Source organism: Atribacterota bacterium (assembly GCA_028717805.1).
In the GTDB taxonomy this organism is placed as follows: Bacteria; Atribacterota; Phoenicimicrobiia; order Phoenicimicrobiales; family Stramentimicrobiaceae; genus Stramentimicrobium.
The window spans coordinates 1-13,889 of the sequence record JAQUNC010000002.1 but is presented as its reverse complement, the minus strand read 5'-3'; the positions used below and the strand labels follow the sequence as shown (position 1 = coordinate 13,889).

Annotated in this window: 10 protein-coding genes; all 10 read left to right on the top strand. The window is 34.7% G+C overall.

What is annotated here, in order from left to right; translation table 11 throughout:
• Positions 1-64 precede the first annotated feature (64 nt).
• The 10 genes from metG to aspS all read left to right on the top strand — a co-directional run bounded on the left by metG (position 65) and on the right by aspS (position 13,352).
• Positions 65-2,023 (top strand): methionine--tRNA ligase, encoded by a 1,959-nt coding sequence (metG, locus tag PHD84_00625; GenBank protein ID MDD5636315.1) that lies wholly within the window; start codon positions 65-67, stop codon positions 2,021-2,023.
• A 51-nt stretch (positions 2,024-2,074) separates the two neighbouring features.
• A complete protein-coding gene (locus PHD84_00620; GenBank protein MDD5636314.1) occupies positions 2,075-2,971 on the top strand; it encodes a transglycosylase SLT domain-containing protein in 897 nt (298 codons plus the stop codon).
• Between the two features lie 74 nt (positions 2,972-3,045).
• Positions 3,046-4,128, top strand: coding sequence for a sugar phosphate nucleotidyltransferase (locus PHD84_00615; GenBank protein ID MDD5636313.1), 1,083 nt, complete (start codon positions 3,046-3,048; stop codon positions 4,126-4,128).
• 91 nt (positions 4,129-4,219) lie between these two features.
• On the top strand, positions 4,220-5,416 hold the full coding sequence (metK, locus tag PHD84_00610; GenBank protein MDD5636312.1) for a methionine adenosyltransferase: 1,197 nt from the start codon (positions 4,220-4,222) through the stop codon (positions 5,414-5,416).
• A gap of 79 nt (positions 5,417-5,495) precedes the next feature.
• Positions 5,496-6,542 carry a type IV pilus twitching motility protein PilT gene (locus tag PHD84_00605; protein ID MDD5636311.1) on the top strand — a complete coding sequence of 349 codons (1,047 nt, stop codon included), beginning with the start codon at positions 5,496-5,498 and terminating at the stop codon, positions 6,540-6,542.
• 62 nt (positions 6,543-6,604) lie between these two features.
• Positions 6,605-7,057, top strand: coding sequence for a hypothetical protein (locus tag PHD84_00600; GenBank protein MDD5636310.1), 453 nt, complete (start codon positions 6,605-6,607; stop codon positions 7,055-7,057).
• 68 nt (positions 7,058-7,125) lie between these two features.
• Entirely contained in the window at positions 7,126-8,220 is a 1,095-nt protein-coding gene (locus PHD84_00595) for a type IV pilus twitching motility protein PilT (protein MDD5636309.1), read from the top strand.
• Between the two features lie 481 nt (positions 8,221-8,701).
• Positions 8,702-9,973, top strand: coding sequence for a histidine--tRNA ligase (gene hisS, locus PHD84_00590; protein MDD5636308.1), 1,272 nt, complete (start codon positions 8,702-8,704; stop codon positions 9,971-9,973).
• Positions 9,974-10,034: 61 nt separating this feature from the next.
• Positions 10,035-11,330 carry an asparagine--tRNA ligase gene (gene asnS, locus PHD84_00585; protein ID MDD5636307.1) on the top strand — a complete coding sequence of 432 codons (1,296 nt, stop codon included), beginning with the start codon at positions 10,035-10,037 and terminating at the stop codon, positions 11,328-11,330.
• 222 nt (positions 11,331-11,552) lie between these two features.
• Positions 11,553-13,352 carry an aspartate--tRNA ligase gene (gene aspS / locus PHD84_00580; protein ID MDD5636306.1) on the top strand — a complete coding sequence of 600 codons (1,800 nt, stop codon included), beginning with the start codon at positions 11,553-11,555 and terminating at the stop codon, positions 13,350-13,352.
• Positions 13,353-13,889: the final 537 nt, after the last annotated feature.

The following is a 13,889-nucleotide window of genomic DNA, read 5'->3' as shown; positions in this document are numbered from 1 at the left end:
CTAAGCGGCTACGAAATTTCCTTTTAGAGCAAATATTAATTTGAGAAAGGATATCAATAAAACTATGGAAAAGAAAAAAGCTTTTTATATTACAACTCCTATTTATTATGTCAACGATGTCCCACATATAGGGCATGCATATACTACAATTGCAGCAGATACTATGGCAAGATTTAAAAGGCTTAGAGGTTTTGATGTTCTTTTTGCCACTGGTACTGATGAGCATGGCCAGAAAATTGCCAAATCAGCAGAACAACTGGGCATAAAACCTAAAGAACTTGCTGATAAGGTGGTGATAAAATTTAAGAATCTTTGGCCTATTTTAAATATCAAACTGGATGATTTTATACGTACTACTGAAAAGCGTCATGAGTTGGTGGTACAAAAAATATTCAATCGTTTATATGAAAAAGATGATATCTATAAAGGTGAATATGAAGGGTGGTATTGTGTACCATGCGAAACCTTCTGGCCAGAAAGTCAGGTAGAAGGTAATCTATGCCCTGATTGCGGTAGACCAATTGAAAAATTCAAAGAAGAAAGCTATTTTTTTAGAATGAGCAACTATCAGGATAGATTATTACAGCATATTGAATCACATCCTGATTGTATTAAACCAGAATCAAGAAAGAACGAAATTATTAGTTTCATCAAGAGGGGATTGAAAGATCAGAGCGTAACCAGGATTAGATCAAGTCTAAAATGGGGAATTGATGTTCCTTTTGATAAGAATCATGTAGTTTATGTCTGGTTTGATGCTTTAATAAATTATCTTACTGTGGTTGGTTACGGCATTGATGAAAAAAAGTTTAACTTTTACTGGCCAGAGGCAGTACATTTAATTGGTAAGGATATATTAAGATTTCATACTATTATCTGGTTCACCATGCTGATGGCAGCCGATATAAATCCTCCCAGAATGGTTTTTTCACATGGTTGGTGGACCATTGAAGGTGAAAAAATGTCCAAATCGAGAGGAAATGTAATTGATCCTTATCAGGTAGCAGAGGAGTTTGGTGCCGATGCTTTTCGTTATTTTTTGTTAAGGGAATTATCATTCGGTCAGGATGGAAACTATTCCCGCCAGCTACTTATTCAGCGGATCAACTTTGACTTAGCAAATGATCTCGGTAATTTACTCAGTCGTACGGTAGCCATGACTGTTAAATTTTGTGATGGGAAGATACCTGCACCTTCAGGTAAGGATGAATTGTTTGATATAGAATTACGAAAGCTGGCAGAAGAAGTAGTGCTGCAGGTAATTAATAATATGGAGGAAATGTCTTTCAATCTTGCCTTAGAAAATATCTGGTCTCTAATAAAAAGAACCAATAAATATATAGATCAAACAGAGCCCTGGTTATTGGGAAGAGATAGGACCAAGAAGGATAGATTGGAACAGGTGTTGTACCACCTTAATGAGTCATTGAGGATAATATCTCTATTAGTGTATCCCTTTATACCGTCAACAGCCAGTAAAATCTGGCAACAGTTAGGGATTAAAGATAATATTGAAAATATGACTATTCCTGAAGATACCGGCTGGGGAAAACTGGAGCCGGATATTAAGATAAATCCTGGTGATAATCTATTTCCCAGAATTGAGGAGGAAAGAAAAAATATTTCACCTGCTACCCATGAAGGCAAAGAAAAGCTTGAGCAAGAGCATAAGGAAAAAGAGAATGAAACGAAACAGTTGCCAGTCATATCTTTAGAGGATTTTCAAAAAATTGACTTGAGAGTGGGTAAAGTTATCTCAGCTGAAGATATTTCAGGTACCCACAAGTTATTAAAAATAAAAGTTGATTTTAAATCCGAAATAAGAACCCTCATAGCGGGAATAAAAGAATATTACTTGCCAGAGGCGCTTATTGGAAAAAATATTGTAGTAGTATTTAATTTAGCTCCCGCTACCATCAGGGGTATTCAATCACAAGGTATGCTGCTGGCAGCTTCAAGCGATGAGCAGGTTGTACTTCTAACTACTGATAAGGAAATCACTCCAGGTAGCAAGATAAGATAGGTTAAGGAACGTTAAATTAAATTTAGAATTAAAAACTGTAAGGAAGATGAAATGAGTAATGATAATAAAGAGAAAAAAGAGAATAGAGGTACGGGTAAAAAAGTAAAAAGGAATAACATTATAGACCAATATTTTAATAGAGCTATAATAATTTTTTTATTGGTCATGATGTTGTTAATGATTTATAATTTGAGACAATATGGACAGCTTTATCAATCCATTGATAATTTAAACCAGGTTTATAGTGATATACAAACGGAAAATAGGGTCTTAAAAGAGAGAATTGAAGAACAAAATCAGAAGTTAGATAATATTAACAATCAGATGGCTAATTATCTAAAAGAGAAAATTACCAAAGAACAGTTTACTGAAATTTATATGCAGCTACAGGAATTGACCGGAATGATATCCGAAGAAAAGAAAAGAGAATTTTATATGAATCGTATCGTGAATCTTGTTTCCAGTAATAATAAACAACTGGAAAGTGAAACCATATATGATATTGCTAAAAATATTTATGAGGTAGCACTAAAATATAAATTTAATCCCTTCTTAATCTGTGCTCTAATTAAAGTGGAAAGTAATTTTATAGTGGATTCTATTTCCGATTCCTATGCCTATGGATTGTGCCAGGTTCGTCGTTTCATAGCGAAGGAATTGGCAGAAAATATTGGTATTGAATGGGACGGAGCAGAGAAGACCTTGCTCAATCCAGAAAAAAATATTAAGATTGGTATACATTATTTAGCGTTACTTTATGATGATTTTGGCGATATAAGATTAGCTCTGACTGCTTATAATTATGGACCGTTTAAAGTTCAGGAATTTCTTTCCCAGGAGAATGAAATTCCAAATGGTTTTACCGAGAAGATACTTCATTACTATTCTCAATATCGTGGTTTTGAAATAGAAGATGTTGACGAAGTATTAAACGAAGAGCATGGTTAATATAACTTGGTAGGAATAAATAGGAACAATAGAATAAAAAATTTATTAAAATTAAAAAGAAGAGATGATAAAAGATGAATAATATTGCCCTTATCTTAGCGGGGGGGAGAGGGAAGCGATTCTGGCCTCATAGTCGTTTCAATAAACCAAAACAATTTCTTGCTGCTCCCAGCGGAAATTTAATGCTCAGAGATACCTTTGAACGCCTATTACCCTTTTTTAAGACAGATGATATTTATGTTGCTACAATTGAAGATTTATTTCAACCTATCAGAGAGATAATTCCTGAAATTGATATACTGAATTATATTATTGAACCAATGGGAAAGGATACTGCAGCGAGCATTGCTTTGGCAACACTGCTAATAACTCATAATCGAAGTAGGGATATTAACATTGCTATTTTCCCGATAGACCATTATATACCAGAAAAGGATAAATTTTACCAGTTACTGGATAACTCCTTTCAAGCTGTGCAAAGATTTAAAAAGCCGGTTATCATCGGAATTGAACCAAAGAGAAAAGAATCCAGGTATGGCTATATCTGTACTGCTAACCAAACAGGTAACTTTAAGGAGATGAATCTTTATTCGGTAAAGATGTTTAAAGAAAAACCAGATTCCCATTGGATTGAGCAATACAGTAAACAAAATCAGTTATTATGGAATAGTGCTATTTATATCTTTCCTGCACACATAATTTTGGATTTTATTGCCAAATGGATGCCTAAACTTGATAAGGCAATAAATGAAATAGCTTTGAGTATAGGCACTTTGAGTAAAAGAGAGGTTATAAAAGCTCAATTAAAAACAGTTGATTCTATTTCCTTTGAATATGGTGTTTTAGAGAAGGTTACAGATTTACTGGTTATGAAAGGAGATATAATTTGGGAAGATATTGGCTCTTGGCATGCTATGGAGAGATTTGTACCACATGATGCCAATGGTAATATTGTACAGGGTGAATATACCGGAATTGATACACAAAATTGTATTATTGTCAATGATAAAGGGGTAACCGTTACCATTGGTCTTTCTAATATGGTAATTATTAATGATGGACCTATTCAGTTGATTTATCCCAAAAATCGTGAAGGTGATATCAAAAAAGTTATCAATCAGATGGCTAAAGACGAACGGTTCAAAAAGTATATCTAATAATAGTTTTATTTGTAGATGACTCAATAAGGAGAAAATTATTTTATAACTTAAATCCTACATTATTTTTGATAAAGAGGAGGTTGGTACCTTGGGAAAAAATTATTTTTTTACTTCTGAATCAGTTACAGAGGGTCATCCAGATAAGATTGCTGATCAAATTTCTGATGCTATACTGGATGATTTATATTGTCAGGATACGGAAGCAAGGGTAGCAGTAGAAACATTGGTTGCTACCGGTCTGGTGTTAGTTGCCGGGCAGATTACTACCACTGGATATGTGGATGTTCCTAAAGTAGTCCGAAATACAGTGAGAGAAATAGGTTATACCAGAGCAAAATATGGATTTGATTGTGATACCTGTGCAGTGTTAACTTCTATTGAGGAACAATCTCGAGATATAGCAATTGGAGTAAATTGTGCCTGGGAGGCACGTGAAGAAAAAATAGTTCCGGAAAAGGATAAAATCGCCTCTACCGGAGCTGGGGATCAAGGTATGATGTTTGGTTACGCCTGTCGGGAAACTCCGGAATTAATGCCTTTACCAATATCGCTAGCACATAAGATAACTTACCGTTTAGCAGAGGTAAGGAAGGATAAAATTGTACCCTATTTAAGGCCTGATGGTAAGTCTCAGGTCACTATACAATATATAAACGGTACTCCTCAGAGAATTGAGGCAATTGTTATTGCTGCCCAACATCATCCCCAGGTAGGATTAGACACTATTCGTAAAGATATTTTGGAAAAAGTTATCAAAGCAGTAATCCCTGAAAAATATCTTGATAAAAATACCAAATATTATATCAACTCCACTGGCAGATTTGTTATGGGAGGTCCTCAGGCTGATACTGGTGTTACTGGTAGAAAAATTATTGTGGATACCTACGGGGGAGTAGGAAGTCATGGAGGAGGTTGTTTTTCCGGTAAAGATCCAACTAAAGTAGATCGTTCTGGAAGTTATGCCGCCAGATATATTGCTAAAAACATTGTTGCTGCCGGAATTGCTGAAAAATGTGAAATTGAAATCGCTTATGCTATTGGAGTAGCTAATCCGGTTTCTGTTATGGTGGATACCTTTAACACTGAAAAAATTCCTCATTCCCGAATTATCCAGATAATTAAGAAGCATTTTGACTTAAGGCCTGCAGCTATAATTGAACATTTAAAATTAAAAAGACCCATTTATAAAAAGACTGCTACTTATGGTCATTTTGGTCGGGAAATTGATGAGTTTACCTGGGAAAAAACAGATAAAGTTGAAGTATTAAGAAAAGAACTGGACTAATTTAGCTTATAAAATAAATATAATCTTTTTTCTTTCCACTTCTTTTTCAGAAATAAAAATGGGGGAATTATTAATGAATATTAATATTACAGAATTACTGAAGATTACCAATGATATGGAAGCATCTGATTTACATGTAACAGTTGGTATTCCACCAACATTACGTATTAACGGTTTACTTTCTAAATTAAACTATCCTGAATTAACTGAGAATGCTGTTTATGAGATGATCTATAGTATTTTGAGTGAAGAACAACGTAAAAAATTTGAAGAGTTAAAGGAAATTGACTTTTCCTTAGAGATTGTTAATATAGCCCGTTTTAGGGTAAATGTTTTTATGCATAGAAGTGGCATAGCCGGCGCCTTCCGGTTGATTCCTGGAAAAATTAAGACATTGGAAGAATTGGGATTACCTAAGAATCTGGTAGAATTCACTAAAAAACCAAAAGGATTAGTTTTAATTACCGGACCTACTGGAAGTGGGAAATCAACTACAATATCCAGTTTTATTGATATTATTAATGAAAATCAAAAGCTTCATATCATAACCATAGAAGATCCTATTGAATTTATTCATCAGCATAAGAATTGTATTATTGATCAGCGAGAAGTTGGTCTACATACCAAATCATTTACCTATGCCTTAAGAAGTGCCTTAAGGGAAGATCCGGATGTCATCTTGGTTGGAGAAATGAGAGATTTAGAAACCATCTCTATGGCTGTTACTGCTGCCGAGACAGGACATTTAGTATTTTCTACACTGCACACTAACAGTGCTGCTGAAACTGTAGAACGTATCATAGATGTTTTTCCTGCTCACCAGCAGAGACAAATCCGTATTCAGCTGGCTGAATCTTTACAGGGAGTTATTTCCCAAACATTACTTCCCAATATTGACCAGACTAAACGAGTGCCTGCTGTGGAGATAATGATAGCCACACCGGCAATTAAAAATATTATTCGTGAAGAACGTATTCACATGATTCCTGCTTCTATTCAGGGAGCTCAACAGTTGGGTATGCAGACTATGGATCAATCCCTTCGTCAGCTATATCAAAATCATGTTATTGATAGAGAAACGGCTTTATTTAAAGCCAGCGATCCAAAATTTGTTCTCTCCAATTAATTAACAGTTAAACACTATCTTAGTCTGAATAGGAACAGGAGTTAGATATACAGGAGTAAATAATGATAGCAAATCAGAAAAAAAGATTGGGTGAGATATTATTAGATTACGGACTAATCTCTCAGGAAGAATTAGAAATGGTATTAAAAGAGCAAAAAATAAGGAATAAAAGAGTTGGTGAAATATTAATTGAACTTCACCTGGTAACACAGGATCAGATTAACTGGATTTTAAGTAAACAGTTAGATATCCCCTATGTTCAAATTGAGACTAACCAATTAGATCTGGATTTATTAAAAAAATTTCCCGCATTTTTAATTAAAAATTATAATATAATTCCCCTGATAGAGATGAACGATACTTTGGTTGTAGCTATGAGTGATCCCACTGACGAGGAAGCCCTACAGAAAATTAAATCCTCCTATAAAAGTAATTTTGAGGTAACCCTCGCATCCTTCAAAAATATTTCTGAAATAATTCAGTATATAGAGAAAGAATATCCAGATATATGGTAATAACTAATCCGAGTAATTCTTTGTACAAATAATTATTATAGTATTATAGCAAGAGGAGAAATAGATAAATGGACTTTAAGATACAGGATATTTTAATATTAGCCAAAGAACAGGGTGCTTCAGATGTTCACTTAAATATAGGCATTCCACCAGTTTTTCGTTTAAACGGTAAATTAAGGAAAAGTAGTTTTCCGGTCTTAAGCGTTGAAGATGTTCATGAACTAATATATACTTTATTAAAAGATAATCAAAAAAAATCATTTGAGAAAGATAAGCAATTTGACTTCGCTTATGAAATGCCAGATGTCTCACGATTTAGAATTAATATTTTTCGTCATAGACTGGGGGAAGCAGCAGCAATAAGATTGATTCCGACAGAAATAATGTCAATTGAACAATTAGGATTGCCAGAGGTAATTGGTTCTTTAGCAGAGCAGAGCAGAGGAATTGTGCTGGTTACCGGACCCACCGGAAGTGGTAAATCTACTACCCTGGCTGCTTTAATTGATATAGTAAATAATAACCGTTATGAACATATTATTTCAATTGAAGATCCTATTGAGTATATTCATCAACACAATAATTGTGTCATATCCCAAAGAGAAATTGGTGACCATACTGATTCTTTTGCCAGTGCTTTAAGGGTTGCTTTACGGGAGGATCCTGATGTAATTTTAGTGGGAGAAATGAGAGATTTAGAAACCATCTCTATGGCTTTAAGGGCTGCCGAGACAGGTCATCTTGTTTTTTCTACACTCCATACCAATAGTGCCGCCGATACTATTGAGAGAATAATTAATGCCTTTCCCGCCCATCAACAAGCTCAGGCACGCCTGCAAGTAGCAGGTACCATTGAAGCGGTTATTGCCCAGACTCTTATTCCAACTGCGGATGGACAGGGTAGAGTGGTAGCAGCAGAACTGATGCTAGCTACGCCAGCTATTCGTAATTTAATTAGAGATGAAAAGATTTACCAGATACCCTCCACTATACAGATAAGCAGAAAGATTGGTATGCAAAGTTTAGACCAATCTTTAAAAGATTTGTTAATGGCTGGTAAGATTACCAGAGAGGAAGCATTAAGAAGAGCAATTAGCAAGAAAGCATTTCTTGATTATATTGATTCTGATAATATTTTTGACTTTAAAGATAAGATTAGGTAAAATATCACCAGTATTTGTACTTTTCAATTTATAATTGGCTAATAGATTGAGAGGGGAAAGTAGATTACCATATCAGGCAATCGAAGGACATCCCCTAATTAGTCTTCCTGAAATAAATTGATTTTATCAAATCTATTCGTCCCAGTGCGTTAAAAGAATGAGCGGAATGGGATATTTCATCCATTCAATGAGGGTGGCACCGCGAAAAGAAATTTTCGTCCCTGATAATATTATTAATTACTATAATATTATCAGGTTTTTTATTTAGCTTAGGAATATATCGTGTTAATTTCTCTTAAAATAGAACTGTAATCATTTATTATTAAAGAGTGGATTGTAACTAAGGGATAAATTTTTATTAATCAGTTCATAACCAATAACATAATATTCCATAAGCCTAATATAATACGATATACCAAATACTATAAAGGGGATAACCAAGGAGAAGGATTCATCTTGAATATCCTGTAAGGAGATAATATTGTTAGCAAGATTACCAAAAGGAACCAGTGATATACTTCCTACCAAGATAGATTACTGGTATTATCTGGAAAATACAATAAAAGAAGTATTACAAAACTTTGGCTATAGAGAAATAAGAACACCTGCTTTTGAATATACTGAATTATTTGTTAGAGGAATTGGAGAATCGACTGATATTGTGAATAAGGAAATGTTCACTTTTCAAGATCGCAAAGGGAGAAGTTTAACTTTACGTCCCGAGGGGACTGCTCCTGTAGTTAGGGCATATATAGAGCACAATCTTAGCCGGGAAAATCTCTTGAGCAAATTATTCTATATTGGAAGCATGTTCCGTTGTGAAAAACCACAGGCAGGTAGATATCGGCAATTCAATCAGTTTGGCTTAGAAGCCATTGGATCCTCATTACCCATTATTGATGCAGAGATTATAGCTGCCTCCCTGGCTGTTTACAAAAAATTAGGATTGACCGATTTAAGACTGATGTTAAATAGTGTTGGTTGCCGGCAATGCAGAACTGATTATCTCAAGGCACTTAGATATTATTTTCAGGAAAAGAAAAGTTTATTATGCCCTGATTGTCAATTACGTTATGACAAAAATCCTCTTAGAATACTGGATTGTAAAAAGGAACAATGTCAGATAGAAATCAAGAAATGTCCTTCTATTTTTGACTATTTATGTGAGGATTGTGCCACTCATTTTAGCAGATTGAGATATTACCTGGATAATCTCGACATTACCTATCAAATTAATCCTTTATTGGTGAGAGGATTGGATTACTATACCAAAACTGCTTTTGAGATTTTATCCGGTGAACTGGGAGCTCAGAATGCAGTAGGCGGCGGTGGTAGATATGATTATCTATCAGAAGAATTGGGTGGTAAATCCACTCCGGCTGTAGGCTTTGCCGCCGGTATGGAGAGAATTTTGGAAACTATGATCAAGCAAGATATTAAGATTCCGGTTTGGGGTGGAATTAAGATTTTTGTAACTACAACCAGTCAGGATCAAATTATTTTTGCCCTGAAAATTGCCAATCAGATAAGGGCAATGGGAATTTCTACGGAGATGGATTTTCTTGGTAGAAGTTTAAAAGCACAGATGAGGATGGCTAACAAATTACAAGCTCCTTATGTGATTATTTTAGGGCCAGAAGAGTTAAAGAAAAATAAGGTAATAATAAAAAATATGCTAAAGGGAACACAGCAAACAGTTTCCCGAGACCAAATTTTGACCTATTTGCAAGACCTTATTGCAGACAGTGCTTAAATCTTAATTCATTAAAAATTAATAAATTATCTGTTTTAGGTATTGAGTAGGAGGTAATCTGATGAAAGTGATTGCTATATCAGAGGTTGGAAATTATGAAACGGAATATGTTACTATCAAAGGATGGCTTTATAATCAACGTTCCAGCGGTAAAGTAAAATTTATGATTATCAGGGATGGAACAGGATTTTTGCAGGGAATCCTGGTCAAGAGTGAAATGGAGGATCAATATTTTAATTTGCTGGATGAACTTAATTATGAATCTTCTATCTTGGTAGAGGGGATTATAAAAAAGGAGCAAAGAGCTCCCAGTGGATATGAAATGCTGGTTAAGACCATTCAGGTTATTCAAAATGCTTATGAAGATTATCCCATCTCTTTAAAAAAACATGGTGTAGGATTTTTAATGAATTATCGACATCTCTGGATAAGAACCCAGAGGCAGAATGCCATTTTAAGAATTAGGGTGGAAATTGTGAAAGCTATTCATCAATTTTTACAGAAAAAGGGCTTTTACCTAATTGAATCTCCCATTTTGACACCTGCTGCCTGTGAAGGGACTACTACGCTATTTGAAACAGAGTATTTTGGTGATAAAGCTTATTTAACCCAGAGTGGTCAATTGTATAACGAAGCAGCCGCTATGGCTTTTGGTAAAGTATACTGTTTTGGTCCTACCTTTAGAGCGGAGAAGTCTAAAACGAGAAGACACCTGATGGAGTTCTGGATGGTTGAACCGGAAGCAGCCTACTTTGATTTTAATGATAATAAACAATTACAGGAAGAATTAATTACAGTGATTGTTGGCCATGTATTGCAAAACTGTTCCTTAGAGCTAAAAGTGCTGGAAAGAGATATTTCTGCTTTAGAAAAAATTCAGCCACCTTTTCCCTATTTATCTTATGATGATGCTATTAAAATAGTACAAAAAGAGGGCAGTGCTACTCAATGGGGAGAAGACCTGGGAGGTGAAGATGAAACCATTGTTTCTAAGCAATATGATAAACCAGTCTTTATTCATCATTTTCCTACTAAATGTAAAGCTTTTTATATGAAACCGGATCCGGAAAGACCAGAGACTGTTTTGGGAGCTGACTTAATTGCTCCAGAAGGATTTGGTGAAATAATTGGTGGGGGACAGCGTATTGATGATTACCAGTTAATTAAAGAAAGGATTAGAGATTATAAATTACCGGAAGAGGATTATCAATGGTACATTGATTTGAGAAAATACGGGTCAGTTCCTCATTCTGGTTTTGGGTTGGGAATTGAAAGAACTGTAGCCTGGATATGCAACCTTCCTCATATCCGGGAAACTATACCCTTCCCCCGAATGTTGAATAAGATTTATCCCTGAATCATCCGTGCGTTATAGCTATATCTTAATATTATATAAAGTGAAGAGAACGCAGTAATGAGTAAATATTATTAATAAGAAATATATTATTAACTAAAAACAAAAAACGTAAAACTAAAAACTAGATACTAACGACTAAAGAAAAATTTAATCGCTATGCGCTATGCTTTGCATGGTATATCATATATCATATCTAATATTAATAAGGAGTGAACCAATAAGATGACTATTCTTGAACAAGATAAATATGAGCTGAAAACCTGGAAAAGAACTCATAGCTGCGGTGAATTGGGTAAAAATAATATTAAGGAAAAAGTTACCCTGATGGGATGGATTAATTCCCGTCGAGACCACGGGGGACTTATCTTTGTTGATTTGAGAGATAGAGAGGGTAAAACTCAAGTAGTTTTTGACCCTAAAATTTCTAATGAAGCACATTTGATGGCACATAAAATACGCAACGAATATGTTATTGCCATTAAAGGAGAAGTAATGTCAAGAGGGGAAGAGGCAATTAATCCTAATTTAAAAACCGGTGAAATTGAAGTCAAAGTTAATCAGATGAGGATTCTAAATCAATCGGAACCACCTCCTTTTAGTATAAATGAATATTCTGATGTGGGAGAGGATATGCGTTTAAAGTTTCGTTATCTGGACCTGAGAAGACCAGAAATGAAAAATAATCTCATATTACGCCACCGAGTTTGCCAGTTAATTCGGAACTTTTTAAGTGAAAGGGGTTTTTTGGATATAGAAACACCATTTTTAACCATAAGCACACCCGAAGGCGCCCGGGACTATATTGTCCCCAGTCGGATCAATCCAGGAAATTTTTATGCCCTTCCTCAATCACCGCAATTGTTTAAACAGTTATTGATGATCAGTGGTTTCGATAAATATTTCCAGATAGTAAGATGTTTTCGGGATGAAGATTTAAGAGCAGATCGAGCCCCGGAATTTACCCAATTGGATATGGAAATGTCCTTCATTGACCGGGATGAGTTATTCAGTCTTATTGAGGATTTAATGGTTCATCTGTTCAAAGAAATACTGGGTATTGAAATAGTAAAACCTTTTCCCAGGTTTGATTATGATGATGTTATTGCCAGATATGGTGTGGATAAACCTGATTTAAGATATGGAATGGAGATACATAACTTAAATGAAATTTTTAAGAAAACTGAATTTAGTGCTTTTTTAGATGTGATAGCAGATGGTGGGAAAATTGGTGCCTTAAAGACAGAAAAGCCTAATAAATTTTCCCGTAAGAATATTGATGATTTAGACCCTTTTATTAAATCATTTGGATTAAGTGGTTTAGCTTATATCCGTTTTAAGGAAGGAAATCAAATACAATCATCTATAGGAAAATATATTACTGAGGAAGAAATAACATTAATCAAAAAGGAAATGCAGGCAACATCTGGTGACCTTATTTTTATTGTGGCTGGTAGCAGCGAAAAGGTAAGTCAAGCAATTGGGATGCTCCGCATAAAATTAGCTAATACTTTAAATATAATTCCAGAAAAACAATATAAATTTTTATGGGTAACCAATTTCCCTTTATTTGAATATTCCCAAACCGAAAAGAGATATACTTCTATGCATCATCCCTTTACTGCTCCAGTAGATGAAGATATTCCTCTATTGGATAATAATCCTTATCAGGTTCGTTCTAAAGCATATGATTTAGTCTTAAATGGTAATGAAATTGGGGGAGGAAGTATTCGTATCCACCGGACCGAACTACAACAGAAGATATTTGATTTATTGGGAATCAAACCTGAAGAGGCAATGCAAAAATTTGGTTATCTTCTGGAAGCCTTGCAATATGGTGCACCACCACATGGAGGTATTGCCTTTGGCATGGATAGACTGGTAATGTTACTGGCAGGTGCCACTTCCATACGTGAAGTGATTGCCTTTCCTAAAACACAAAAGGCGACCTGTCTGCTAACAGGAGCCCCGGCAAAGGTGAGTCCAGAACAGCTAAAGGAGTTGCATTTAAAAATAGACTTGTAATCAGTATCTAACATATCCATATACCGTTAAATTAGTCGTTGGTATGAAGTTATTAGTTCATAGTTTTTGGTTAAAATTTCCTCGGGTAAAAATGGATGAGATCGCGTCGTCGCTTTGCTCCATTATTTTTTGTTCCCTCCAAGGTATCAGATGAACACTCCTTTTTGATAAGTTTTCATCTGTTATTTTATTAGAAAGTGTTATCTATGTCTTGAAGTTTTTTGTTACTCATATCCTGAAGTCGTACCTTTAAAAACAATTTAATATGAAAAGTTTTTACTTTAGAGATTTCTTCACTATTACTATTTACTGAAAACTGCATAATTTAAACTAAAAAATATATTGATTTCAATTCATTTATACTGCTCCCCTTTAACAAAAGGATGATTTTAAGTTAGAATAAGCTCAAGATTAGAAAGGAGTCTATTCTAAGATGAAACGGCGTACATGGGAGAGCAGTCAAAAATTAAAGATTGTTCTGGAGGGATTATTACGTAAAAAATCACTTAGAGTAAAAGAGAGAAACGAACCGGTCTT

Coding starts and splice junctions, on each gene's coding strand:
- PHD84_00595 (MDD5636309.1), top strand. CDS start 7,126: ATGGACTTTAAGATACAGGATATTTTAATATTAGCCAAAGAACAGGGT.
- asnS (MDD5636307.1), top strand. CDS start 10,035: ATGAAAGTGATTGCTATATCAGAGGTTGGAAATTATGAAACGGAATAT.
- PHD84_00615 (MDD5636313.1), top strand. CDS start 3,046: ATGAATAATATTGCCCTTATCTTAGCGGGGGGGAGAGGGAAGCGATTC.
- PHD84_00600 (MDD5636310.1), top strand. CDS start 6,605: ATGATAGCAAATCAGAAAAAAAGATTGGGTGAGATATTATTAGATTAC.
- metG (MDD5636315.1), top strand. CDS start 65: ATGGAAAAGAAAAAAGCTTTTTATATTACAACTCCTATTTATTATGTC.
- aspS (MDD5636306.1), top strand. CDS start 11,553: ATGACTATTCTTGAACAAGATAAATATGAGCTGAAAACCTGGAAAAGA.
- PHD84_00620 (MDD5636314.1), top strand. CDS start 2,075: ATGAGTAATGATAATAAAGAGAAAAAAGAGAATAGAGGTACGGGTAAA.